This is a genomic window from Streptosporangium saharense (assembly GCF_014203715.1).
Lineage (GTDB): Bacteria > Actinomycetota > Actinomycetes > Streptosporangiales > Streptosporangiaceae > Streptosporangium > Streptosporangium saharense.
The window spans coordinates 45,702-69,900 of sequence record NZ_JACHJP010000009.1; the positions used below are offsets into that span (position 1 = coordinate 45,702).

The 24,199-nt window shown below is 68.4% G+C and carries 19 protein-coding genes; 15 read left to right on the plus strand and 4 right to left on the minus strand.

Annotation, left to right across the window (positions count from 1 at the left end):
* Positions 1–98 precede the first annotated feature (98 nt).
* From FHS44_RS30965 to FHS44_RS30985, 5 genes are all read left to right on the plus strand, one after another.
* Positions 99–878, plus strand: a complete 780-nt coding sequence (locus FHS44_RS30965; RefSeq protein ID WP_312863881.1) for a helix-turn-helix domain-containing protein — start codon at positions 99–101, stop codon at positions 876–878.
* On the plus strand, positions 869–1,102 hold the full coding sequence (locus tag FHS44_RS30970; protein ID WP_184721141.1) for a DUF397 domain-containing protein: 234 nt from the start codon (positions 869–871) through the stop codon (positions 1,100–1,102). Before FHS44_RS30965 ends, FHS44_RS30970 begins: the two co-directional genes overlap by 10 nt.
* Before the next feature lie 211 nt (positions 1,103–1,313).
* Positions 1,314–4,451 (plus strand): type I restriction endonuclease subunit R, encoded by a 3,138-nt coding sequence (locus FHS44_RS30975; RefSeq protein ID WP_184721143.1) that lies wholly within the window; start codon positions 1,314–1,316, stop codon positions 4,449–4,451.
* Positions 4,452–4,514: 63 nt separating this feature from the next.
* Entirely contained in the window at positions 4,515–6,041 is a 1,527-nt protein-coding gene (locus FHS44_RS30980; protein WP_184721145.1) for a serine/threonine-protein kinase, read from the plus strand.
* 62 nt (positions 6,042–6,103) lie between these two features.
* On the plus strand, positions 6,104–7,621 hold the full coding sequence (locus FHS44_RS30985; RefSeq protein WP_184721147.1) for a gamma-glutamyltransferase: 1,518 nt from the start codon (positions 6,104–6,106) through the stop codon (positions 7,619–7,621).
* 561 nt (positions 7,622–8,182) lie between these two features.
* Here FHS44_RS30985 and vanY-N read toward each other — a convergent pair.
* Positions 8,183–8,773 carry a D,D-peptidase/D,D-carboxypeptidase VanY-N gene (gene vanY-N, locus FHS44_RS30990; RefSeq protein ID WP_184721149.1) on the minus strand — a complete coding sequence of 197 codons (591 nt, stop codon included), beginning with the start codon at positions 8,771–8,773 and terminating at the stop codon, positions 8,183–8,185.
* A gap of 197 nt (positions 8,774–8,970) precedes the next feature.
* Here vanY-N and FHS44_RS30995 point away from each other — a divergent pair, with 197 nt between their 5' ends.
* Genes FHS44_RS30995 through FHS44_RS31005 form a run of 3 tightly spaced genes read left to right on the plus strand, consistent with a single transcriptional unit; the run spans position 8,971 to position 11,632 of the window.
* On the plus strand, positions 8,971–9,645 hold the full coding sequence (locus FHS44_RS30995; RefSeq protein WP_184721151.1) for a response regulator: 675 nt from the start codon (positions 8,971–8,973) through the stop codon (positions 9,643–9,645).
* Positions 9,646–9,653: 8 nt separating this feature from the next.
* Positions 9,654–11,120 carry an ATP-binding protein gene (locus tag FHS44_RS31000; RefSeq protein WP_184721153.1) on the plus strand — a complete coding sequence of 489 codons (1,467 nt, stop codon included), beginning with the start codon at positions 9,654–9,656 and terminating at the stop codon, positions 11,118–11,120.
* On the plus strand, positions 11,117–11,632 hold the full coding sequence (locus tag FHS44_RS31005; RefSeq protein WP_184721155.1) for a GerMN domain-containing protein: 516 nt from the start codon (positions 11,117–11,119) through the stop codon (positions 11,630–11,632). The genes FHS44_RS31000 and FHS44_RS31005 overlap by 4 nt, the downstream gene beginning before the upstream one ends.
* Positions 11,633–11,890: 258 nt before the next feature.
* On the opposite strand, the gene FHS44_RS31010 is transcribed toward FHS44_RS31005, so the two are convergent.
* Positions 11,891–12,352, minus strand: coding sequence for an ATP-binding protein (locus FHS44_RS31010; protein WP_184721157.1), 462 nt, complete (start codon positions 12,350–12,352; stop codon positions 11,891–11,893).
* Positions 12,353–12,485: 133 nt separating this feature from the next.
* On the opposite strand from FHS44_RS31010, the gene FHS44_RS31015 reads away from it, so the two are divergent.
* The 4 genes from FHS44_RS31015 (at position 12,486) to FHS44_RS31030 (ending at position 14,165) form a co-directional block, all read left to right on the plus strand.
* Entirely contained in the window at positions 12,486–13,265 is a 780-nt protein-coding gene (locus tag FHS44_RS31015; RefSeq protein ID WP_312863882.1) for a helix-turn-helix domain-containing protein, read from the plus strand.
* The gene (locus tag FHS44_RS31020; protein ID WP_184721159.1) at positions 13,256–13,480 is read left to right on the plus strand and encodes a DUF397 domain-containing protein; all 225 of its coding nucleotides are present in this window, start codon (positions 13,256–13,258) and stop codon (positions 13,478–13,480) included. Before FHS44_RS31015 ends, FHS44_RS31020 begins: the two co-directional genes overlap by 10 nt.
* A 120-nt stretch (positions 13,481–13,600) precedes the next feature.
* Positions 13,601–13,831: a DUF397 domain-containing protein gene (locus FHS44_RS31025; protein WP_184721161.1), complete on the plus strand. Its 231-nt coding sequence runs from the start codon at positions 13,601–13,603 to the stop codon at positions 13,829–13,831.
* A 109-nt stretch (positions 13,832–13,940) separates the two neighbouring features.
* A complete protein-coding gene (locus tag FHS44_RS31030) occupies positions 13,941–14,165 on the plus strand; it encodes a DUF397 domain-containing protein (protein ID WP_184721163.1) in 225 nt (74 codons plus the stop codon).
* Positions 14,166–14,348: 183 nt separating this feature from the next.
* On the opposite strand, the gene FHS44_RS31035 is transcribed toward FHS44_RS31030, so the two are convergent.
* Positions 14,349–14,759, minus strand: coding sequence for a hypothetical protein (locus FHS44_RS31035; protein ID WP_184721165.1), 411 nt, complete (start codon positions 14,757–14,759; stop codon positions 14,349–14,351).
* A 302-nt stretch (positions 14,760–15,061) separates the two neighbouring features.
* Between FHS44_RS31035 and FHS44_RS31040 the strand changes: the two genes are divergently transcribed.
* Positions 15,062–19,045, plus strand: coding sequence for an nSTAND1 domain-containing NTPase (locus FHS44_RS31040; protein ID WP_184721167.1), 3,984 nt, complete (start codon positions 15,062–15,064; stop codon positions 19,043–19,045).
* Positions 19,046–19,155: 110 nt separating this feature from the next.
* Here FHS44_RS31040 and FHS44_RS31045 read toward each other — a convergent pair whose 3' ends face one another.
* Positions 19,156–21,069 carry a hypothetical protein gene (locus FHS44_RS31045; protein ID WP_184721169.1) on the minus strand — a complete coding sequence of 638 codons (1,914 nt, stop codon included), beginning with the start codon at positions 21,067–21,069 and terminating at the stop codon, positions 19,156–19,158.
* 388 nt (positions 21,070–21,457) lie between these two features.
* Between FHS44_RS31045 and FHS44_RS31050 the strand changes: the two genes are divergently transcribed.
* Positions 21,458–22,612 (plus strand): LLM class flavin-dependent oxidoreductase, encoded by a 1,155-nt coding sequence (locus FHS44_RS31050; RefSeq protein WP_184721171.1) that lies wholly within the window; start codon positions 21,458–21,460, stop codon positions 22,610–22,612.
* A gap of 21 nt (positions 22,613–22,633) precedes the next feature.
* On the plus strand, positions 22,634–24,199 hold the full coding sequence (locus FHS44_RS31055; protein ID WP_184721173.1) for an ABC transporter substrate-binding protein: 1,566 nt from the start codon (positions 22,634–22,636) through the stop codon (positions 24,197–24,199).

Below are 24,199 nucleotides of genomic sequence, written 5' to 3' on the forward strand. Positions count from 1 at the left end.
GGATGCCGAGAGCCGACTACGCTTGGTGATGAAACGATTACCAAGGTTGGGCTTTGGGGTTCAGGGCGTCGTCATTGAATTCCGGCAAGGGGGGCATCGTGGTCAACCTCTACACGCCTCAGGCGATATGGGGCAGGGAGCTGCGTCACTACCGGAGGGCCGCGGACCTCACCCAGGGACAGCTCGCCGAGCGCATCCACTTCAGCGAGTCCCTGATCAGCGGGGTCGAGACGGGGCAGCTCCCGGCCAGCCCGGAGTTCGCCGAGAAGTGTGACCGGGTCCTCGACACGGGCGGGGCACTCCACCGCCTCCTCGACTGGAGGAAGGGCCAGGTCTTCCCTTCCTGGTTCGGCAAGTGGCGAGACAAGGAGCGGGAGGCGACCACTATCCGGACCTATCAGCCGCTGGTGTTTCCGGGGCTGCTGCAGACCAAGGCTTACGCGCGTGCTCTGCTCGGCGACGATGTCGCGGCCGCGGCCCGACTTGAGCGGCAGGCCATCCTGACCCGCGAAGACCCTCCACCGCCCACCCTCCGGTGTGTGATCGACGAGTTGGTCCTGCACCGTCCGGTGGGCGGGCCGGAGACCATGCGTGACCAACTGAATCATCTGCTGGAGGTCGCCAGCCCCCAGATCAGCGTGCAGGTCGTTCCGCGTGACTGTGTACGTGCGGGCATTCTGGCGGGGTTCGCGATCGCCACCCTGCCGGGCGGAACCGAGATAGCGTATTTGGAGACGGCCACTCGCGGATTGACGACCGGCGACCGGGACGAGGTGGCGATGGCCGTGAAGCAGTTCGAAGCCATTCGGATAGAGGCACTGCCTCTGAGCATGTCGTTAGATCTCATCAAGAGGACTGCAGAGGAAAAATGGACGTGAGCAAGGCGCGGTGGCGCAAGTCGAGCCTCAGCGGCAACAACGGTGGTGATTGCGTTGAGGTCGCGGAGCTGAAGGGGGTCGCCAAGGGGCATGCCGATCTGGTCGCCGTGCGTGACTCCAAGGACCCCGAGGGCCCCAAGCTGTTCTTCACTCCTGCTGAGTGGGACGCCTTCCTCAGCGGCGTGAAGGCCGGACAGTTCGGCTCGCCTCTCGGAGACCGATAACCCCGAGGTCGTCCGCTCCGGCCTACGACGAACCGCAGGGCCGGGAGGTTCTGATCTCGGCCCTGGCTTCACGTCGATCCGATGCGTCGACCTGAACGGCCATCACGGCCGTTTTTCCACGGCACGCCGTACCCCCTCGTCAGCTCATCGCCGTATCCCGTAAAAACTCACCTGCTCTACGTCACCGCATCAGGGTGAAAGGAACGTGATCGTGGCCCCCGTACACCACGAGAAGGTCTTCGAGGACGCCATCGAGTCGGTCCTTCGTAAGAAGGGCGGGTGGGTGAGAGGTTCGAACGACCTCTACGACCACGCCCTGGGGCTGAACCCGACCGAGTTGCTGCACTTCGTGCAGGCGACTCAGCCGAAGGAGTGGAACCGGCTGGTCGTCGCGCAGGCCGGGGACGAGGCGGGGGCGGCCCGGCGGCTGGCCGACGTGGTGGCCAAGGCGATCGACGCCGACGGTGCCCTTGAGGTGCTGCGGCACGGGGTGAAGGACCGGGGCATCACCTTCCGGCTGGCCTACTTCCGGCCCGCGCACACCATCGCCGCCGACGCGCTGGAGCCGTACGACAAGAACATCCTCAGTGTGGTCCGGCAGTTCCGCTACTCGGCGAAGACGGCCGACACCCTCGACCTGGCGTTGTTCGTCAACGGCATTCCGGTCGCCACGGCCGAGCTGAAGAACCCGCTCACCGGGCAGACCGTCGAACACGCCAAGCGGCAGTACCGCGAGGACCGTGACCCCAAGGAGTTGCTGTTCGCCAGGCGGGCTCTTGTGCACTTCGCCGTCGACACGGAGCTCGTGTTCGCGACCACGCGTCTGACCGGGAAGAGGACCCGGTTCCTGCCGTTCAACATGGGCAGTGGGGGAGCGGGTAGCAAGGGCGGCGCGGGCAACCCGCCGATCCCGCCGGACGGCACCTACCGGACCGCCTACCTGTGGGAGCGGATCTGGCACCGTGACACCTGGCTGGACCTGCTCAGGCGGTTCCTGCACGTCGACGACGAGGACATCAAGAAGGGCAAGGGGCGCAGGCCGTCCCCGGGGAAGGTCCATCGGCTGCCGTTGATCTTCCCGCGCTACCACCAGTGGCACGCCGTCCAGAAGCTGACCGGCCATGCGAGAAAGCACGGGTCCGGGCACAACTACCTGGTGGAGCACTCGGCGGGCTCGGGCAAGTCGAACACGATCGCCTGGCTGGCGCACGCGTTGTCGAACCTGCACACCTCCGCGACCCCGGGCGACCTCGACGAGACGGCGCTGGCCAAGGGATACGAACCGAACCAGCCGGTGTTCGACAAGGTCATCGTGATCACCGACCGGGTGATCCTCGACCGGCAGCTCCAGGAGACGATCTACCAGTTCGAGCACACGCCGGGCGTGGTCCAGCGGATCGACCAGGACTCCGCCCAGCTCGCCGAGGCGCTGCAGGGGGAGACCGCGAAGGTCGTCATCACCACGCTGCAGAAGTTCCCGCACATCCTGCAGCAGGTCGAGGGGCTGCGCGGCAGGAGGTTCGCGGTGATCGTGGACGAGGCGCACTCGTCGCAGACGGGGGAGGGCGCCGCCGCCCTCAAGCGGGTGCTGCGCAGGCTCGGCAGTGACGACGTCGATGAGGACGGCAACCTTCTGACGGCGAGCGCGCTGGCTCGGGGCAGGCACGACAACCTGTCCTACTTCGCCTTCACCGCCACCCCGAAGAACAAGACACTCACCCTGTTCGGCACCCCCGGCAAGGACGGCAATCCGCGCGCGTTCCACGTCTACTCGATGCGGCAGGCGATCGAGGAGGGATTCATCCTCGACGTGCTGAAGAACTATGTCACCTACAAGACGCTCTGGCGGCTGATGAGCACCGAGCCCGACGACCGCGAGGTGGACAAGCGCAAGGGGCAGGCGCTGCTCACCCGGTTCGCCCAGCTGCACCCGACGAGCATGGAGCAGCGGGCACAGATCATCGTCGAGCACTTCCGCAGGCACACCGCACCCCAGATGGGCGGCCGATCCAAGGCGATGGTGGTCACCCCCTCGCGTGAGCACGCCCTCAGGCTCGGCCAGGCGATCCGCGACTACGTGGCCGTCAACGGCTACTCCGGTTGCGACACGCTGATCGCCTTCTCCCAGACCCTGAAGCTCAAGGATGAGCAGGGCGTCGAGACGGAGTACACCGAGGCCAAACTGAACGGCTTCGGGGAGCGGGAGCTGCCGGAGCGGTTCGCCTACTGCCGGGCTGACGACACCTCGCCCAATGCCACAGAGAAGGCGGAGTACCGCATTCTGGTCGTCGCCGACAAGTATCAGACCGGGTTCGACCAGCCGTTGCTGACCACGATGTACGTGGACAAGAAGCTGGCGGGGGTGGCCGCGGTGCAGACGCTGTCGCGGTTGAACCGTACGCACCGGCTCAAGTCGCAGGGCGACGTCTTCGTCCTGGACTTTGCCAACGAGGCCGAGGACATCCAGGCGGGGTTCCAGCCGTACTTCGAGGGAACGGCCGTTGAGGAGGTGGACCCCAACCTGCTCTACACGCGGGCGGCGGCCGTACAGGGACACGCGTTGTTGGTGGTGTCGGAGATGCAGGCACTCGCGGAGGCGTATCTCCGAGCCGAGCGGTCCTCGGCGACGCAGCAAGAGTGGGAGAAGGCGCACGCGGCGCTCTACCGCTTCACCGAGCCCGCCGTCGCACGCTTCACCGAACGGCAGCGGGAGGACCTGGAGAACGACGACGACTCCGCCGAGCGGTTCCGCGCCGACCTGCGGGCCTACGTGCGGCTTTACGGCTTCCTGTCGCAGGTCGTGCCCTACACCGACGACGACCTGGAGCGGCTCTACCTGTTCGGCCGGTTCCTACTGAACAGGCTGCCGCGCAGGGAGGACCCGGCCGTGGACGTCGGTGAGATCGACCTCACCCACCTGAGGATCAGCAAGACCGGCGAGCACGACATCAGCCTCAGCCCCACCCAGACGGGCGAGGTGACGCTCCCCGCCCCTTCCGGCGCGGGCGGTGGCGCAGCGGACGCCGAGATGACGTCACTGAAGGCCCTGATCGCCTCGGTGAACGACAAGTACGGCCTGGGCCTGTCCGAAACCGACCAGATCTGGGTGGAGCAGCAGTTCGAGGAGGCCGCGCGCAACGACTCGCTCATCGCCGCCGCGCTGGTCAACGACGAGGCCAACTTCGGTGAGGTCTTCGCCGACCATCTGGAGAAGGTCGTGGTCGACCGGCACACCGGCAACACGGGCCTGGTGCAGCGCTTCTTCGACGAGTCACTGTTCCGCAGTCGGATCACCGATCTCGGGCGCAGGCAGGTCTACCGGATGATCCGCGAAGGCACGCTCGACTGATCTGGATCATTTGCCGCTCAACCGGTAGAACTAGGGGCGTCCTCCACCACGAACGGAGCCCCGGTGCAGCGTGGCACGGTTGTCGGCGACCGCTACGAGCTTGTCGAGGAGCGCGGCAGCGGCGGAATGGGCCAGGTCTGGAAGGGGTTCGACCAGACCCTTGACCGGCACGTCGCGGTCAAGTTCATCCGCTGGGCCGCCTTCACCACCGAGGAGCGCCGGGAGGCCGCGATCAAGCGGTTCCGGCGTGAGGCACGCGTCACCGCACGGCTGAGGCACCCGGGGGTGCCCGTCGTCCACGACATGGGCACCCACGCCGGTGAGCTGTTCCTCGTCATGGAGTACGTGGACGGCTGGACGATCGACGACCTCATCGACTCCCACGGTCCGCTCCCGCTGTCCTGGGCGGCGGCCGTGACCACCCAGGTCTGCGCCGTCCTCACGGTCACGCACGCAGAGTCGCTGATCCACCGTGACATCAAGCCGCGTAACCTCATGATCTGTCCGGACGGAAGCGTGAAGGTGCTGGACTTCGGCATCGCGGCGATCCTCGGCGCACCGGAGCTGACGAAGATCACCAAACTGGGTGAGGGGGTCGGTACACCGTTCTACATGGCGCCGGAGATGGGGATCTCCGGTAAGGCGAGTCCGCAGAGCGATCTGTACGCCGTGGGCTGCGTCCTGCACGAGTTGCTGACCGGTACGCGAGTCTTCGAGTCGGAGGTTCCCGCCGCCGAGTTGGGACGTCACCACACCGAACCTCCGCCGCCCCTGCGCTCCCTGCGTCCGGACGTCCCCGAGGGCGTCGAGAAGCTTGTTCTGGAACTGCTCGCCAAGAGCCCGGCCGACCGTTCCTCGGACGCCGCGGATGTCTACGCGAGGCTGCTGCCCTTCGTCGGGGAACCGCCTCCCATCCCCGGTGTCACGGTGTCGGCGCCGTCCCCGGATCCGGCGCGGATGTACGCGAGCGTGGTCGGCCGCATCGCGGAGACCGCGCTCGCCGGTCCTTGGCCTGCCACGCCTTCCCGAGGCGGCCGGGTCTCGGAGCGTGACGTCGCCGCGGCCAAGGAGCGCGCCGAGGAACTGGCCGAGGACGGCAGGTTCAGCCAGGCGATCGAGGTCATCCAGGAAGTGCTCGACCCGGCCGTCGAGACCCTGGGGGAGCGTCACCCGCTGGTCTTCGCGCTGCGGATGCACCTGGCCAACACCCGCTTCGCGGCCCACGACTACCGGCGGGCCGCACCGGAGCTCGAACGGGTGATTCCCGGACTGGCGGAGCTGCTCACCCCCGACCATGAGACGGTGCTGAACTGCCGCTTCAACGCGGCCCTCTGTCACGCGGCCCTCGGCCGCCACGACCGGGCGCTTGGCCTGATGACCGTCCTGCGCCGGGACATGGAGCGGGCATTGGGGGCGACGGCGCCGCTCACGATGGAACTGCGACGGCAGATCGGCGAGATCCACATCGCGCGAGGTGACATCGCTGCTGCCAGACGCGTCTTGGCGGACCTGCGTGCCGAGTACGGCACGGGCCACCCCGAGGCCCAGGAACTCGACGACCTGCTCGTCAACCTGGAGCCGGGTGTTTGAGAGGTGATGGGTTCGGCCGGCGACCTCATACCCGGTGCCGGAAGCGGTCCAACCGTGCCAGAGTGATCCACATGCTCCCCCCGCACATCCCCGACGAGCCACCGCTCACCTACGCCGACAGCTTCGATGTACCGGTCCTTTTCCGCAACGGGCCTGCGAAGAAGCCCTGGAGGCAGTGGCGGACGGCCAAGCACAAGCCGTGGGCGGGGTCAGGCGGGTTCCCGGCGACCGACGGCTGGTATGTCTCTACCACCACCTGGCGGGAGATCATCAAGGCCGCCATCGAGGTCGGCCGCGATGTCACCCCGCATTTGCAGAACCAGCCGCGGTATGCGCACGGGGAACTCGTCGCTCGGGTTTCCCCGCTGTACGCCTATCTCGGCATGCACCCCGTACGAGGCACCAAGGGCCGGCGCCTTACCCTGAACCCGGTGTACGCGTACGGCACCGAGCGCAGCGCGAAGAACGCAGCCGCCTACCGGCTGGGTATGACGATGACCGAGTGGGCCTGCCGCTCTCTACTGGGCCTCGGTCAGACCGAGCACCTCGAACTTGGTGGCCCGATCTTCGCCCTACGAAACGCGTTCAAGGATCCGCAGAACAAGCTGCCCGACCTGTGGGGACAGCACCAGGCAGAGGACCTGTACTGGCTGATCGAGGCCAAGGGTGGCAACGTGGGCCTCAGGACGCTCCACAAGGGGTGGGCGCAACTGGCTGCCGGCAGCAAGCTCCTCGGCTCGTACGCCCACCGCATCGTCCTGGTTGGGGCGTCCGTGCGGCCTGGAGACGACCTCTTCCTCACCATCGACCACGCCCGGTACCCCGGACAGTCGCCGCTCACTCCGGCCGGATTCAACATCAACGACGAGTCAGCGGTCGGCCCAGGCAACCTTGAAGACCGTCTCGGTGACAGCGATGACGCGCTCATCGGCGCGGCCCGCGCCCAAATGCTTACCTATCTGGCGCTGCGCTCCGCTCCCGTCTCGCAACTGCGCACCGTGCCCGTTCCCGCTGACCGCGCGTCCCGTCATCGACGCTTCGGGCTGACCACGCCTCTGGAAGGCGACGACCTCACCCGCGCCATGCGGGCAGAAGCCCGCAAAACAGCGCCCCACACTGAGCGGCACACCCTGCGCGCCCGTATCCGTTCCATGGGCCTCGACGACTTCCTCACCTGCCGCATTCCCGGAACCGAGGTTCGCCTCGGCATGTCCCGGAAGCTGTTCGCCGCCTGCGAGCGCCTCCACGAGGAAGACCTCGCCATCGCCCAGCGCACCCCGGGGCTGCGCGCCGAGGACCAACCGGCCGATAACCAGGAACTCAGCGACGACGCTCAAGAAGAACAGCGACTCACCCAGCGGCGAATCTTCCGCGACCAGCAGGAGGAAGCCCGACCCCGGTTGCGTCCTCTGCTCCGCCACGCCTACGAGCGAGGAGAGACAAGCGACTGGAGTGATCTGCTGCGCCGTCCCCAGGAGCCAGAACTCGACATGGAAGGCGACGAAGGGCTCCTCGAAGCGGCGACACCGGAGACGTACCTGGCCGTCAGCCACTACAGCCTGCCCCCAGCACGCGCCTAGCCATTAGGGCTGACCTCAGGTCAAGTGTCTGGAATGCGGGGAAGCCCCGAGGTGAGGTGGTCGGTGCTGCCGAGATGAGTTTCGGCCGGGCACAACAGGGATTGTTGACGTGCGGGGTGAATGCTACGTACGCATCTGATCATCCAGCCGAGGCCAGCGCTCGGAGAGCAGCTTCAGTGGGTGCTTGATCCCGCAGATTCCGTCTGACTTGGGCTTAGGTGTCTCGCCAGGTTCCAGTGAGGCGGCGGATCATGAGATTGATCATCGCGATGTGGATCATGGTTTCGGAGCCGACCGGTAGGGCTTCGTAGTTGCGGGCCAGGCGGCGGTGGAGCATGAACCAGCGATGGGGTAGGACGGTGAAGCCTCGGATGCCGGGGGTGGCGGCGTGCTCGACAAGGTGTTGCCGACGGCCGCCGTCAACTCTGGTCTTGCGGATGGCGGGGCGGACGGCGCTCGTAGTCCTCGATCAACGAACTGTGACCGGCTTCTATGATCCAGCCTTCGCTGAGGGTGGCATACGCGTTCCCCGACACGCCCGCGACACACCGGACCCCGGCCTCAGAGGACGGGGGAGAGCCGTGTCTGGTCACCGTACCCGACCATGTGGGCCACGCCAGGATGGGGCAGTCGCCGTGGTGGGGTGCCGTGGTTGTCCGGGCGGTACTCGAAGTGCCACCACTCGTTGTCGTAGACGCGGTACAGGTCGTGGCGGGCGCCGTACTCCTCAAGCCAGCGGGCACCCTCGTGCGGGCGCACGTCCAGTGCGATTCCCCTGACGTGGCTGGACTCCGCCGGGGGCAGCACGAGCATCCGTGCCAGGGCCGGGGAGCCGGAACGGCGCACCTCCTCGTCGAACATCCGCTGCTGGCCGAGGGGATCGCGGTATCCCGAGGTGAGGCCGATGAGCTGGCCGTGCCGCCAGAACGCCTCGGTGCGCGCCGCGGTGAACGCCGCCAGGGCGCCGTCGGTGAGCCCGGTGAGGTCCTCGGCGGGGAAGCGCATCCGCAGCGCCCAGCGGCACGCCGCTTCGTGGGCGCGGCGGGGATGGAGGACGAGTGCCACGGGCAACAGGAGTACGGCGAGCACCAGTGTGACCACGAGGAACAGCCGGTCTCGGGGCCGAGAGGGGATGGTACGTGGTTCGTTCATGGCGACTACGATTGGCGCCGAATGTGCGTGCTTTGTCTGCCGTATGTCACCGTTTCTCGACGGCGACTGACGGCGACCGGCGGTGCGGCCGTGACACAACCAGGACATGGCGCGGACGACACGGGGATATGCCTGGCGGACAGTGGATGAGGTCGGCCAGTGAGCGAGCTACGGAGCGTGCTGTGAAACTCGGCAGCGTGTCGCGAGTGTTGTTGATCGAGGACGACCCGGCCGTGCGGGAGGGCCTTGAGCTGGCCCTGACCCGGCACGGGCACCGGGTGCGCGGGGTGGAGTCCGGCGAGCAGGGACTGGAGTGGCTGCGCGCGGACCTCCCCGACGTCGTCGTGCTCGACCTGATGCTGCCCGGGATGGATGGTTTCGAGGTCTGCCGCCGTATCCGGGCCGCCAGGGAGGTGCCGATCATCATGCTGACCGCGCGCGGCGACGACATCGACGTGGTGGCCGGGCTGGAGGCGGGCGCCGACGACTACGTGGTCAAGCCGGTGCAGCCCAGGGTGCTTGAGGCGCGCATCCGCGCGGTGCTCCGGAGGGTCGGCCGGGACCAGGCGGAGCTGGAGCGGTACGGGGACCTGACCATCGACCGGGCCGGGCTGGTGGTCGCCAACCGCGGCGAGCAGATCAGCCTCACCCCGACCGAGCTGCGCCTGCTGCTCGAACTCTCCGGCACGCCGGGCCGGGTGCACAGCCGCCAGCAGCTGCTGGAGTCGGTGTGGGAGCACGGATACTTCGGCGACTCGCGTCTCGTGGACGCGTGCGTGCAGCGGTTGCGCGCGAAGATCGAGGACGACTCGGCGGCACCCGTCTACGTGCAGACGGTACGTGGGTTCGGCTACCGGTTCGGGCCGGTGTGAGGCTGCCGGTGGCGTCCTGGCCGAGCCTGGGGCTGCGTGCCCGGCTGCTGCTGGCGTTCGCGCTGCTGTGCGTGGTCACCACGGCGGCGGTGGCCGGCGCGAGTTATGTCGAGGCCCGCAACGCCATCCTGGAGCGGACCCAGAACGCCGCGGTCGAGGCGATGCGAGCCCGGCTCCAGACGCTCTTCCCGTTGCGGGACCCGACGCCGGACCAGGACAAACTCAGCGGGATCGTCAGCATCGTGGCCGAGAGGAACAACGACGCGGTCGCCGTCTACCACGGGACACGCTCGCCCGCCAGCCCCGCCCGGCCCTGTCTACCCTTCGGCAGCCCGTGCCGCCAGGGCCTGGATCCCGGGATGGTTCCCAAGAAGTTGCGGCGGAAGGTGGCCGACGGCGTCATCGCGTGGCAGCGCGTGGTGTGGGAGGACGGGCCTCACCTGATCATCGGCACGCCGTTGATGATCGTCGAGCCGGACAGGCCGACGCGGGCGTCCGGCATCGAGGTCTACGTCGCGCACAGCCTGGCCCCCGAACAACGCAGCATCGAGGACCTCGCCGCACGCGCCTGGCTCTACGGTGGGATGGCCCTGGCGTTCGCGGTCTTCCTGGCCCTGCTGGCCACCCGCAGCGTGCTGCGCCCGGTACGCGAACTCGGCCGGGCGGCACGTCTGCTGGGTGAGGGCGAGCTGCGGACCAGGATCGCGGTGCGCGGCTCCGACGAACTGGCCGACGTGGCACGCACGTTCAACGACACCGCCGAGGAACTGCAACGGCACGTCGAGCAGTTGCGCGAGATGGAGGCCGACGCCCGCCGCTTCGTGGCCGACGTGTCCCACGAACTGCGCACCCCGCTGGCCGCGCTCGCCGCGGTCGCCGAGGTCCTGGACGAGGAGGCGGCCCAGCTTCCCGAGCACGCGGGCAGGGCCGCCAGGCTGGTCAGTCAGGAGACGCTCAACCTCACCGCCCTGGTGAACGACCTCATCGAGATCAGCAGATTCGACTCCGGCGTCGCGGCCCTCGCGCTGAACGAGGTCGACGTGGCCGAACTGGTACGCGCGACCCTGCGCACCCGGGGCTGGTCGGACCAGGTGCGCGTCGAGCCCTCACCCGAGGTGACGGTACGGCTGGACCCACGCAGGGTGGACGTCATCCTCGCCAACCTGGTCGGCAACGCCCTGCGCCACGGCGACCCCCCGGTTTCGGTACGGCTGGACGCCGACCCGCACTGGATCGTTCTTGAGGTCCGCGACCACGGGCCGGGGCTGGACGAGGCGGTGCTGCCGCACGTGTTCGACAGGTTCTACAAGGCCAGCGCGGCCAGGGCCAGGTCCGAGGGCAGCGGCCTCGGCCTCGCCATCGCGCGGGAGAACGCGCGCCTGCACCGGGGCGACCTCACCGTCACCAACGCTCCCGACGGCGGCGCCGTCTTCACCCTGCGCCTGCCACGCGACCAGGACGGAGGCGCCACGTGAGGACCACCGCGCCCGGCACACGATCCGGACGGAGACCGTGGGCGCGTCGCGCGCTCGCCGCGAGCCTCGTGTCACTCGTCGCCGTGGCCGGCTGCGGCGTGCAACCCAGCGACGCCATCTCCGCCGGCGAACCGCCGAGCGGAGCCGTCGGGCCTGGTTGGAAGATCACCCTCTACCTGGTGAAGAACGGCAGGCTCAGCGCGGTGACAAGGCTCAGCGACCGGCCACTGTTCCGAGCGGACACCCTCGCGCTGCTGACGGCCGGTCCCAGCGTGATGGAACAGGCGGACGGATTCACCACCGACGTCCCACCCAAAGCCGCCCCGTTCTCGGTCACCACCAAACCGGACGGCCGCCTGGTGGTAACCCTGTCCACCCGGGCCGACGAACTGTCCTCCTTGGCCCTCGAACAGATCGCATGCACAACCGCCGCCACAAAACAGGAAACCCCCACCCAGATCACCATCACCGGCACCGGGAAGAGCATCGACCCCCGCAATTGCCCGGAGTGAGGGGGCGTCGTATCGGTTGGCTTGGTGGTCGTCCGGCAGGGCCGTTCACACGCCTTGTCGAGAAGCCGTGAGCGCCGGTTGAGGCCGCTTCCTGAGGGGGATTCTCCTGAATGTCGCCGTGCTGTGGAAAACGGCGACCCGCTTGTCGCGCGGACGAACACCTTCGAGTCTGTCGGCGGTCTCCTTCTTAGGGGACTTGTATATCGAACCTTCCTGGTTCCGCAGGGCCGTATTCGCGCGGTACGTGTCGGTCGATGTTCAGGGCCATGCCATGAGTTCGAACCAGACGGATTTGCCGTTGGGGTGGGGGAGCCAGCCCCAGTTGTGGGAGAGCTCCTTGACGACGGTGAGGCCCCTGCCGGAGGTCGCCGTGGGGGCCGCGTTCCTGATCTGGGGGATCGTGTTTGAGGAGTCGCAGGTCTCGACCACCATCAGCTTTCCCTCCCGCATGACCGTGATGTGAACGGGAGGTGCGGCGGCGGGGTTCACGGCGCCGTGCACGATGGTGTTGGTGACGATTTCCGAGGTGAGGAGTTCGGCGGTTTCCGGAACGGTTTCCGCCGTGTTCCATTCGATGGCGATGTCGCGGACGAAGCGGCGGGCGGATGCCACGTTTCTGGCCTCGTGGGGAATGCACTTCTCGCCCAGTATGCAGAGGGCGGGGTCCACTATGTGGAGGCATCCGGTTCGTGCTGTGTACGCGTTGAGAATCTCTTCCATGGGGTTTCTCTTCCGGTCTCGGTTCTGTATGTTCAGGATGCCGAGAGCCGACTACGCTTGGTGATGAAACGATTACCAAGGTTGGGCTTTGGGGTTCAGGGCGTCGTCATTGAATTCCGGCAAGGGGGGCATCGTGGTCAACCTCTACACGCCTCAGGCGATATGGGGCAGGGAGCTGCGTCACTACCGGAGGGCCGCGGACCTCACCCAGGGACAGCTCGCCGAGCGCATCCACTTCAGCGAGTCCCTGATCAGCGGGGTCGAGACGGGGCAGCTCCCGGCCAGCCCGGAGTTCGCCGAGAAGTGTGACCGGGTCCTCGACACGGGCGGGGCACTCCACCGCCTCCTCGACTGGAGGAAGGGCCAGGTCTTCCCTTCCTGGTTTGGCAAGTGGCGCGACAAGGAGCGGGAGGCGATCGCGTTGCGTGCCTACGAGCCGCTCGTTTTCCCTGGACTGCTCCAGACGGAGGGCTACGCCCGTGTGCTGCTGCACGGTAACGAGGCGGCTGTGGAGGCTCGTTTGGAGCGCCAGGCCATCCTCGTTCGTGAGGATCCTCGGCCTCCGGTCTTCCGGTGCGTCATCGACGAGGCGATTCTCTACCGTCCGATAGGCGGTCCCGAGGTGATGAGGGCGCAGCTGGAGCATCTCATCTCGGTGGTCACCCCCCGGTTGAGTGTTCAGCTGGTTCCGCAGGGGATGCACTCGGGCCTGATGGGAGGGTTCGCGATCGCGACACTAGAGGGAGGAAAGGACGTACTGTATGCCGAGACAGCCGTGCGAGGAATCACCACAAGCGACGAGGAAGACGTTGCCGTGGCCGTGGAGCGTTTCGAGGCCATTCGGAGCGAAGCGTTGCCGATAAGTATGTCTATCGATCTCATCCAGAAGGCGGTAGAGGAAAAATGGAGTTGAGCGACGCCAGGTGGATCAAGTCGAGCCTCTCTGGTGACAACGGTGGGAACTGTGTTGAGGTTACGGAGCTGAACGGTGTTGGGCACGCTGATCTGGTCGCCGTGCGTGACTCGAAGGATCCTGAGGGCCCCAAGCTGTTCTTCACTCCTGCTGAGTGGAATGCCTTCCTCAACGGTGTGAAGGCCGGGCGGTTCAGCCGGTCTCTCGGCGGCTGAGAAACCCAAGGTCCCTCTCACCCCGGCTCTACCACGAACCACGGGGCTGGGGGTGGGAGAAACAGTTCCGCCTCCGCTGAGGATGCCGTTAGATCTCACCAAGAGGACTGCAGAGGAAAAATGGACGTGAGCAAGGTGCAATGGCGTAAGTCAAGTCTCAGTGGCAACAACGGCGGAAACTGTGTTGAGGTCGCGGAGCTGAAGGGGGTCGCCGAGGGGCGTGCCGACCTGGTCGCCGTGCGTGACTCCAAGGACCCCGAGGGCCCCGAGCTGTTCTTCACCCCCGCCGAGTGGGACGCCTTCCTCAACAGCGTGAAGGCCGGACAGTTCGGCTCGCCCCTCGGCGACTGAGAAACCCAAGGCCGCTCCTGCCCCGGCCCCCCAGTGCTGGGGTAGGAGAAACAGTCCCGTCTCCGCTGAGTATGTCGTTAGATCTCACCAAGAGGACTGCAGAGGAAAAATGGACGTGAGTAGGGTGCGGTGGCGCAGGTCAAGCCTCAGTGGCAACAACGGTGGTGATTGCGTTGAGGTCGCGGGGCTGAAGGGTGTTGGGCACGCTGATCTGGTCGCCGTGCGTGACTCGAAGGATCCTGAGGGCCCCAAGTTGTTCTTCACTCCTGCTGAGTGGGATGCCTTCCTCGACGGTGTGAAGGCTGGACAGTTCGGCCCCGTTCTCGGCGGCTGAGAAGCCCCAAGGCCAATCTCCCGCCCCGGCCACCGCGAACCACAGGGCTGGGGCGGGAGAAGCGGTATCGGCCTTCGCATCGATCTGAATGGCTGTGTCCATGTGGTGTCGGTCTACCCGGCAACCAGCACACGTCAGGAACTGCGACACCAAGTTCGGATTCGCTCTAACGGTGAATCACGGCTAGGTCCTGGGAAGTTCCTGAGACACCGTCACATTCATTATTGGGGCGATCGCGGTGAGCGTCGCGGGTCCGATGATTCGTACCCAGTAGAGTTCTGGCAGTCCATCGAATCGTGGCACCAGCTTTTCGGGCCCGGGAGGCCAGGGCTGATCGTTTCTCGGAAGGTAGGACACCGAGATCTCATTGACGAACGCTCCTTCCAGATCAGTTCCTTTGCTCATTGAGAAGTGCAGGACGTCTTCGAAAAGGATCGTCACCACTTCCCACTTCGGCGTTTGAAAGAGCTTCACGTCTAAATAGTCTCGTGTCCCGGCGACACTGAAAGTAACCGCGTCGATGAAACCTCCTGCGCAGCTTGAGAGAGTTTCTTGAAACTTCCTACAAGCCACCTCGGTCTTGCTTTCTGGCACTTTATACTCCCTCTGTGGTCGCGGCTTAAGGTGAGTTGGCTATTTTGTCCCAAAACTGCGTGCGACCCTTTTTGTTCTACCCTGTCTGAATTTTGCCCATCCGGGTTGTATGCCCGTCACCCAGCCGAATCGTAACCCCGCTGCGTTCTGGGGTCTGATGGGTAGATCCGATGCAATTTCTGTACAAGTCGGGACAGCGGGGTGAGGGCTCTATACACTCCACGTACGGCTGGCCTCGTGGCGAGGAGGGCGCTTTGCGCGAGGGGTTCCTGGAAGAGGACGAATCTGGCGTAAAGGGAATTGTGGCGCGGCGGGACTTCGCCAGGGAACTCTCTCTCGTGCGGGAGAGGGCGGGGCGCACGGTCAGAGAGGTGGCCCGCGCGACCGGTATTCCGGACAGCACCGTCGGTGGCTATTTCTCCGGGGCGCACCTGCCGTCGAGGAAAACGCTCGTTGACGTTCTTGGGGCCTGTGGCGTTGACGATCCGGACGCGGTCGAGGAGTGGGTCCGGGCGCTGGTGCGGATACGCCGGAGCCCGGGACGACGGCCCATCAGCGCTCCGGTTCCCTACCGGGGGCTGGCGAGCTTCCAGCCGGAGGACGCCGACTGGTTCCACGGCAGGGACGGCCTCGTCCGACTGCTGCGGGAGCGCGTCGCCGTACTCGCCGAGAACGGCGGCGGCGCGCTCGCGGTGGTCGGCGCGTCGGGGTCGGGCAAGTCGTCACTGCTGAGGGCGGGGTTGATCCCGGCGCTGATCAACGACGGATATGAGCTGGTTACGGAGCTGGATCACATCGGGCGCGGGCTGAACCCGGCGCCGGTCAGTGACCGGCATGAGCTGAATTCGGAGTCGACCAGTGATGGGCATGGGTCGAACCCGATGTCGAACGGTGGCGGGGACAGGGCAACCCCAGTGCCGGTCGGTGATGGGGGTGAGCTGAATCCGGTGCCGAGCGACGGGGGTGGGTGGGTCACGTTGCTGACGCCTGGTGAGCGGCCGGGGGAGCGGTTGCCTGAGGGGTGGGGGGAGGGCGGCGGGCAGGTTCTGGTGGTTGACCAGTTCGAGGAGATCTTCACCGAGTGCCGGGACGAGCAGGAGCGGCAGAGGTTCGTCACGGCGCTCACCGGGGGAACCGAGGGCGCAGGGGTGGTGGTGTTCGCGCTGCGGGCTGATTTCTATCCGCAGGCTCTGCGGCACCCCGCGCTGGCCCGTGTGCTGCAGGACTCCCAGGTCCTGGTCGGGCCGATGAGCCGTGACGAGGTGCGTGAAGCGATCGTCAGGCCCGCCCGGCAGGCCAAGGGGGACGTCGAGGACGGACTGGTCGAGCTGGTTCTGCGTGACTTGTCGCCCGCGGCCTCCGATCCGGCCGCCTCCGCGCACGACGCGGGCGCGCTTCCGCTGCTGTCGCACGCGTTGCTGACCGTCTGGCGTGACGGTGGGCGCCGCAGGCTGACCGTCGCCGGATACCAGGCGAGCGGAGGTATCCACGGGGCCGTCGCGCAGTCGGCGGAGGCGGCGTACGCGGCGCTCGACGAGCCGGGCCGCGCGCTGGCCAGACGGTTGTTCCTGCGGCTGGTACGCGTCCCCGGGGACGCCTCGGGCGACCTTCCCGGCACCCGCCGCCCGCTGCCCTGGAGTGACCTGCGGGAACACGAGCACGCGGCGCAGCTGGAGCGGATCGTCGGCGCGTTCGTCGCCCTCAGACTGCTCACCGCGGGAGCGGAGGCCGTCGAGATCACCCACGAGGCGCTGCTGTGGTGCTGGCCCAGGCTGCGCGGCTGGATTGACGCGGACCGGGCCTGGCTGCTGACCGCGCAGCAGTTGGAGGAGGCGGCCGACCTATGGGAACGGGAGAAGCGCGACCCGGCCGTCCTCTACCGGGGGACACGCCTGTCCGCGGCGAGGGCCTGGCTGGAGAGCGCCGCGCACCACCCGGTCAGCCCGCGCGTGCGCGACTTCGTCACCGTGAGCGGGCGGCGCGAACGCGGACGTGTCCGCAGGCTCCAGCAGCTCATCGCCCTGCTGAGCGTGCTCGTTCTGGTCGCCGCGGGCACAACCGTCGCCGCGGTGCGCGCCTCGGGGACGGTCGGTCACCAGCGTGACGAGGCCCTGTCGGGCAAGGCCGCCAACGAGGCCGACGCGCTGCGCGCCACGAATCCCGCGCTGGCCGCCCAGCTCGCCCTGGCCGCCTACCGGCTCGCGCCGACCAGGGAGGCGCGCGGCAGCCTGCTCAGCTCCTACACCGCTCCCTACGCCGCTCTCCTTCCCGGCCACACCACCGCCGTCTATGCCGTACGGCTGAGCCCCGACGGGCACACCCTGGCCAGCGCGAGTATGGACGGCACCGTCCGCCTGTGGGATCTGACCGACCCGCACCGGCCCGCCGCGCTGGCCGTACTCACCGGTCACACCAAGGGCGTCACCAGCGCCGTCTTCAGCGCCGACGGGCACCTGCTGGCCACCGGGGGCGACGACAGGACCGTCCGCCTGTGGGACGTGACCGACCCGCGCCGTCCCCGCGCCCTCGCCACCCTGACCGGCCACACCGACGTCGTCAGGGCTCTGGCGCTCAGCTCCGACGGCCGCACCCTGGCCAGCGTGAGTTATGACCGTACGGCACGGCTGTGGGACATCACCGACCCGAGCCATCCCACCTCGCTGGCCGTGCTGCGCGGTCCCCGCGACGGGCTGTCCTCGACGGCCTTCAGTCCGGACGGCCGCTTCCTCGTGGTCGCGGGCGCCGAGCCGGTCGTGCGCCTGTGGCGGGTCACGGACCCGCGCCATCCCGTGCGGCTGCCCGACCTGCGTGGCAACGGCGACCGGGTGCTGTGCGTGGCCTTCTCCCCGGACGGGCGTCTGCTGATGACCGGAGGGTTCGACAACACCGCCCATCTGTGGGACGCCACCGACCTCGAACACCCCAGGCGACTGGCCGCCCTTGAGGGGCACACCGGCGGGATCATCGGCGCCGTCTTCGGCGCGGACGGCCACACGCTCGTGACCAGCGGTTATGACCGTACGATCCGGCTGTGGGAGGTGGGTGATCCGAGCAGGGCCGGTGTCCCCGTCGTGCTGGAGGGCCACTCGGGCACCGTCTACTCGGTCGATCTCTCTGGGGACGGGTCCGTCCTGGTCAGCGGTGGTTTCGATGAGACGATCCGGGTGTGGGACCTGCGCAGGCCGGTTCTCGGCGGCCACGAGGGCGAGGTCAGCGCGGTGGCCTTCAGCCCGGACGGGCGCACCCTGGCCACCGGGACCTACCGGTCGGTCCGGCTGTGGGATGTCACCGCCCCCGACGGAGTACGGCCACTGGCCACCCTGACCGGTCACACCGACAACGTCGGGACGCTCGCCTTCAGCCCGGACGGACGCACGCTGGCCACCGGAAGCCTGGACGGCACGGTCCGGCTGTGGGATGTCACCGCCCCAGCGGTTCCCCGTACCGATCCGGCTGCTCCCCGTGCGGCCCCGGACGACACCGCCTTTCCCCGCACCACCTCCGCCACCCCGGTCGCCTTTCGCGATACGGCCCCGATCGTGCCCCGGGTCGTGCTGACGCCGAAGGTGGGCAACGTCTTCGCCGTCGCCTTCGATCCCGGGGGTGGGAGGTTGGCGGCGACGGGGGAGAACGGTGCGGTCGTTCTGTGGGACACCGCCGACCTGGGCCGGGCGCCGGTCGCGCTGACCGGTCATGACTCCGGCGTCTACGCGCTGGCCTTCGCGCCGGGAGGCCAGGTCCTGGCGACCGGGGGTGCCGACCACACCGTGCGCCTTTGGGACCTCACCGGCGCGCGTCCCCCGGTCACGCTGGCCGCCCACACCAACACCGTCAACGGGGTGGCCTTCAGTCTGGACGGGCGGACGATGGCTACGGCGGGGGCCGACCGCACCGTTCGGCTGTGGAGTACGGCGGCGCCGGAGAAGGGGCCGACGGCGGTTCTCGGCGGTCACGGTGACGCGGTGAACGAGGTGGCCTTCGGCCCGGACGGGCGGATGTTGGCCACGGCGGGGGCCGACCGGGCGGTCCTGCTGTGGGATTTGAAGGTTCCCGGAGGTCCGGCACTGGTCGCCACCCTGACCGGCCATCTCGGCGCCGTCTACTCCCTGGCCTTCGACTATCGCGGCCTGCTGGCCACGGGCGGGCAGGACGCGACGGCCCGGCTGTGGACCACGGAAACCGCCCTGGCCGCGCGGCGGCTGTGCGCCCTGTCCTCTCCGCCGATCACCCGGGCCGAGTGGGAGCAGCACCTGCCGGACATCCCCCCGCGCGACCTCTGCCCTTGAGAGCGGAAAACCCCGAGAGCAGGGACCCCTGAGAGCAGAAGCCCACGAGAGCAACATGGTCCTGAGGGCAAGGGGTTGTCGCAGGCGAAAGGCCGCTGAGTGAGGAAGCGTCAGTTGGTGTGGGGGTTGGGGAGGTGGTCGCCTACGTGGCCGATCCAGATCTTGCCGGTCAGGCCGCCGGAGTCGTCGTGGAAGTGGATCCTGGGTGCGGGGCAGCCCCCTTTGCGGATCTTGATGTGTGCCTCCATCATCACCTTCCCCGAGGGATGCACCTCCACGGGGACGGGGAAGGTCCGTCTGGTGCTGTATCTGCCGTTGGTGTTGACGGTCTTCGACTCGCTCATCGCGACCATCCCTGCCGGGATGGTCAGGGTGGTCGAGCTCCGGCACCAGTCGAAGAAGCCACCGGAGAAGTCGCCCGCCGACCTGGCCTGCGCGAAGGCGTCGAGTGCCCGCAGGGCGTCCCAGGTCTTGGAGGCCCAGACCCTGGCGAGCGTGGGGTAGGTGAGGTCGAGTTTGGCGGCCTCGGTGTCGGTGTCGCCGATCTCCACGTGGGCCAGTTTCTCCCGCGCCATGTTCAGGGCGTCCATGAGGCTGGTCGGCTCGAAGACGGAGTCGTCGGGGGAGCGGCCGAAGGCGGGGTTGCCCGCCCTGGCGAGTTTGCCCTCAAGCCAGCGGACCCGTTCCTGGAGCTTGCGGGCGAGCGCGACGGCCTCGGCGTACTCCTGCTGGAGGATCTCGTGCTCGGTGTGCAGGCGGTCCATCTCCCCGGCCAGCCTGTCGCTCTCGTCCTCGGCCTCCGCCAGCAGCTGGTCACCGCTCTGCCGTACGACGACCAGGTCGCGCAGGCCCTCGACGTGCGCGCCGAGGGTGCGCATCTGACGCAGGATCTCCCCGTTTCCCGAGCCGTTGCCGGAGCCACCGGAGGCGCCTGAGGAGGCCGCGAGGCCGAGGGCGGCGTCGAGTTCGCCGCGCAGTTCCCCGATCACCACGGCGGCGACCAGGCGGGCCAGCTCGTCCACGTCCAGGGACAGGGAACGCCGGTCCAGGGCGGGTTCCGGCTCGGCCACGGGGACGGCGGCCGTGGCGGGTTCGGGTTCCACGGGAGGTTCGACGGCGGGGGAGGGTTCGGCGGGAGCCGTACGGGGGGCCATCGCCATCATCCAGCGGCGCAGGCCGTCACCGGGGGAGCCCGCGGGCGCGGGACGCGGGGTCATGGCCTCGGTGAGGTCGGCGGGGGTGGCCTTGCCGACCAGGATCCTGGAGACGGCCCGGTAGGCCCGCTGCACGTCGTCGGGGAGCGCGCGCCGCGCCGTCTCGCCGATGATGCCGTCCGCGGCCAGGTCGAGCGCCTGCCTGCCCTGCTTGCGAACCATCACCCCGCCCATCGGCCGGTGCCGGTAGGGGTAGCTCTCCCCGGCCGGGTCGAACGGCGCCACGTAGGTGCGGATCCCCCCGCCGAACACCCCGAGGTCGGAGCCCATGGCCTCGTTGAAGCGCTGCTGGGCGCGCAGGTCGGCGAAGCGCGCGACCATCCCGGCCCCCGCGACCGCGCCCGCCAGGTAGTCGGCCCTGTTCCTGGCCGCCCTGGGGTCCTGCGGATCTACCGAGACGACGGCCACCGGGACGCGGCGCCTGCGCTCGGAGAGCACCGAGACCAGCCGGTGGACGGTGTCCTCGTCCACCTCCTCCGCGGTGTCGGGCAGGTGGGTGCCGCCGTCGGTGATCCTGGCGGTGCGCAGGTAGGCCTGGACGAACCCCGGCGCGTGCCCCGTGCCGGTCGTGCCGTCCCCCTCGACCGTGACGACCACCCAGCCAGAGGGGCCGCCCGCCCGCTCGGCGTAGGCGACCCGGGTGCGCAGCAGGCCCTGTCCCCGGTCCTCCTCGACGAGGTAGCGCCCGCACTCGCCAGAACGCTCCACCCGGACCCTGACGCCGTCCCTCTCGAACTCCTGTGCCGCCTTGCCCGTCTCCGGGGCGGGCAGCCCCCTGGCGGCGAGCCACTCCCCGAAGGTGCGTCGCAACCGGGGGGATATCGGCGCGGTCTTGTCCCGGAGGACCGCTTGGTACAGGCGACTGACGTTCGACGACATGGCAGCGACTTCCATACTCACGAGGGGCGCCACCCGCCGCGGGGGCGGGCGCCGCCGGAACGGCCGGGCGGGCGTCCGCGGGCTCGCCGGGGCAGGCGTGCCCGCCGACGGTGTGTAGGGAGCGGGGAAGGTCATCAGATCACGAACGTGAGGGCGACGGCAGGCAATCGGGCGATTGCCCACCGTACGGGGATCTGTCCGCCGTCCGGCACCTCCGGGCCTTCCGGCCTGCCCGGATCGGGTTACGGACGGGCCGTAATTGCAGTTATTTCCTATCTGTATAGTATGTTTTGCGCCGAATCCCCGGAAAGGAACACCGATGACCGTCCCGCCCGCCCAGCTCCTGTGGTACCTCACCGCCCCCGACGGGCCGTACCCCTGGGAGGAGCGCGGCCGATGGGCCACCGACTTCGACCACCTGCGCCACGTCGCGGAGACGATCGACCGGCTCGGCTACTACGGCGCGCTGCTGGGCACCGGCAGGGACGACGGGCTGACCGTCGCCGCGGCCATGGCCGGGGCCACCCGGAGGATGAGGTTCCTCACCGCCGTCTACCCCGGCCTGGCCTCACCCGCCAAACTCGCCCAGATCGCGCACACCATCGACCGCTTCTCCGGTGGGCGGCTGCTGTTCAACGTGGTCAACGGCAACGACGCCACCCTCGCCCAGTACGGCCTGCACCTCGGCCACGACGAGCGCTACGACTTCAGCGCCGAGTACTGGGACGCCTTCCAGCGCGTCTACCTCGGCGAGCCCGAGCCGTACGAGGGCAGCCACGTCCGCCTGGCGGGCAGGGGAGGGGCCGATGGGCCGCTGTCGCCGTGGGGCTCCGCCGTACGGCCGACACCGCTGTGGGGGGCGGGCACCTCGCCCGCGGGCGTCGCGCACTCGGCGGGCCTGCTCGACGTCTACCTCAGCTTCGCCGACACCCCGCGGCGGCTCGGCGAGAAGTTCCGCCGCGTCGGCGCGGAGGCGGCCAAGCTTGGCCGCACCCTGAGGTACGGCACGCGCCTGCAGATCATCGTGCGTGAGACCGAGGAGGAGGCCTGGGAGCACGCCGCCTCGCTGCTGCGCGCCACCTCGGTCGAGACCGCCCTCGAACTCGCCAAATGGAACCTGCCCGAGCCGATCGAGACCTACCGGAGCCAGGATCCGCTGGTCAACCGGCGTCTTGAGGCGTTGCGCTCCGGGCGTCTGCCCGACGTGCGCGACCTGGAGATCTATCCGAACGTCTGGACCGGGCCCAGCCTGTTCGGCTTCGACGTGGTCTCGCCGAGTTCGGGCACCTACCTGGTCGGCAGCGCGGAGAACGTCGCGGCCCGCATCCGCGAGTACCAGGAGCACGGCGTCCAGTCCTTCATCCTGTCCGGTTTCCCGCTGATCGCCGAGGCGCACCGGGTCGCTGACCTGCTCTTCCCCCTGCTCGACCTCGACCACGGCTTCGAGATCCCCTCGCTGCGCGCGGGCGCGTAACCCCCTCAGGAGAGACATCCCATGAACAGCCAGATCACCCGGCGTGGCTTCCTCGGCGGAGCCGTACTGCTCGGCGGGGCAGCCCTCGTCGGCTGCGCCCCGGATGCCCAGCGGCAGCAGGCAGCATCACCTGGAACGCTCCAGGACGGCACTCCGCGGAGGGGTGGCAGGCTCAGGCTCGGGGTGGTGGACGGCGACAGGGCGGGCACGCTCGACGCGCACAAGCCGCTCACCATCGGCTCGATCATCAGGGGCTTCGCGGTCTACAGCAAGCTGTGGGAGTGGAACGCCGAGATGAACTGGTCCCCGGCCCTGGCCGAGGAGACAGAGGCCAACGCCGACGCGACCACCTGGACCGTACGGCTCAGGCAGGGCCTTGAGTTCCACAACGGCAAGACCATCACCGCCGACGACGTGATCTTCTCGGCCCGCAGGCTCACCGACCCCGCGCTCGGCTCCCCCTGGGCGGCGCTGCTGTTCACCCTCGACCGCGAGCGGATCGACAAGGTGGACGAGCGGACCGTGCGCTTCCACTTCAAGGACGGCAAGGGCTTCGTGCCATTCCCCGACACCTTCACGAACTTCGGCGCCATCGTGCCCGTCGACTACGACCCGGCCAAGCCGGTCGGGGCCGGGCCGTACAAGCTGAAGGAGTTCACGCCGGGGCAGCGGTCGTTGTTCACCCGGTTCGAGAACTACTTCAAGGACGGCCAGCCGTACGCCGACGAGCTGGAGATCATCGACTTCCAGGACGAGGCGTCGCGGATCGCCGCGCTGCAGGCCGGGCAGATCTCCCTGGCCAACGGCATCGGCGCCGACCAGGTCAGATTGCTGCAGGGCGACCCCAGGGTCAGCGTTGTCGTCTCGCAGACCAGCAACTGGCAGTCCTTCGACCTCAACCTCAGCAAGGAGCCCTTCCGCGACGAGCGGGTGCGCGAGGCGTTCCGGCTGCTGACCGACAGGAAGGAACTGGTCGAACGCGCCCTGTCGGGGCACGGGCGCGTCGCCAACGACCTGTACTCGCCGCAGGACCCCACCTTCGACAGGAGCATCGCGCAGCGCCCCTACGACGTCGAGCGGGCGAAGGCGCTGCTGAAGGCGGCGGGACAGGAGAACCTCCAGGTCGAGCTGGTCTCCGGCGAGGGCGGGGACGCCGCCGCGCTGGTCTTCGCCGCCCAGGCCAAGAAGGCCGGGGTCACCGTCACGGTGAAGAAGGTCGACGCCGCCACCTTCAACGGCCCCCGGCGCCTCGACTGGACGATGAGCACCGGCGGCCTGCTGACCGAGTCGTTCCTGTCGAGTGCCCTGCACCTGGACGCCCCCGTCTCGGCCGCGAACAAGACCCACTTCTCCGACCCGCGCTTCACCGAACTGTTCGAGCAGGCCATCACCCAGCCGGACGTCGCCAGGCGCGCCGAACTGGTCCACGAGATGCAGCGCATCCAGCACGCGAAGGGCGGGCTGGTCATCTGGGGCTTCAACGACGCCCTGGACGCGGTCTCCACCGGCGTCGGCGGCGTCGTCCCGGAGCACACCCAGTTCGCGACCTGGCGGTTCGAGAAGCTCTGGGTCAAGGAGACGACCTGA

What these genes read in the sequence shown, in the direction of transcription:
- FHS44_RS31025 (WP_184721161.1), top strand. Translation starts at nt 13,601, where the DNA reads ATGGACGTGAGCAAGGTGCAATGGCGTAAGTCAAGTCTCAGTGGCAAC.
- FHS44_RS31050 (WP_184721171.1), top strand. Translation starts at nt 21,458, where the DNA reads ATGACCGTCCCGCCCGCCCAGCTCCTGTGGTACCTCACCGCCCCCGAC.
- FHS44_RS30970 (WP_184721141.1), top strand. Translation starts at nt 869, where the DNA reads ATGGACGTGAGCAAGGCGCGGTGGCGCAAGTCGAGCCTCAGCGGCAAC.
- FHS44_RS31055 (WP_184721173.1), top strand. Translation starts at nt 22,634, where the DNA reads ATGAACAGCCAGATCACCCGGCGTGGCTTCCTCGGCGGAGCCGTACTG.
- FHS44_RS31030 (WP_184721163.1), top strand. Translation starts at nt 13,941, where the DNA reads ATGGACGTGAGTAGGGTGCGGTGGCGCAGGTCAAGCCTCAGTGGCAAC.
- FHS44_RS31020 (WP_184721159.1), top strand. Translation starts at nt 13,256, where the DNA reads ATGGAGTTGAGCGACGCCAGGTGGATCAAGTCGAGCCTCTCTGGTGAC.
- vanY-N (WP_184721149.1), bottom strand. Translation starts at nt 8,773, where the DNA reads ATGAACGAACCACGTACCATCCCCTCTCGGCCCCGAGACCGGCTGTTC.
- FHS44_RS31010 (WP_184721157.1), bottom strand. Translation starts at nt 12,352, where the DNA reads ATGGAAGAGATTCTCAACGCGTACACAGCACGAACCGGATGCCTCCAC.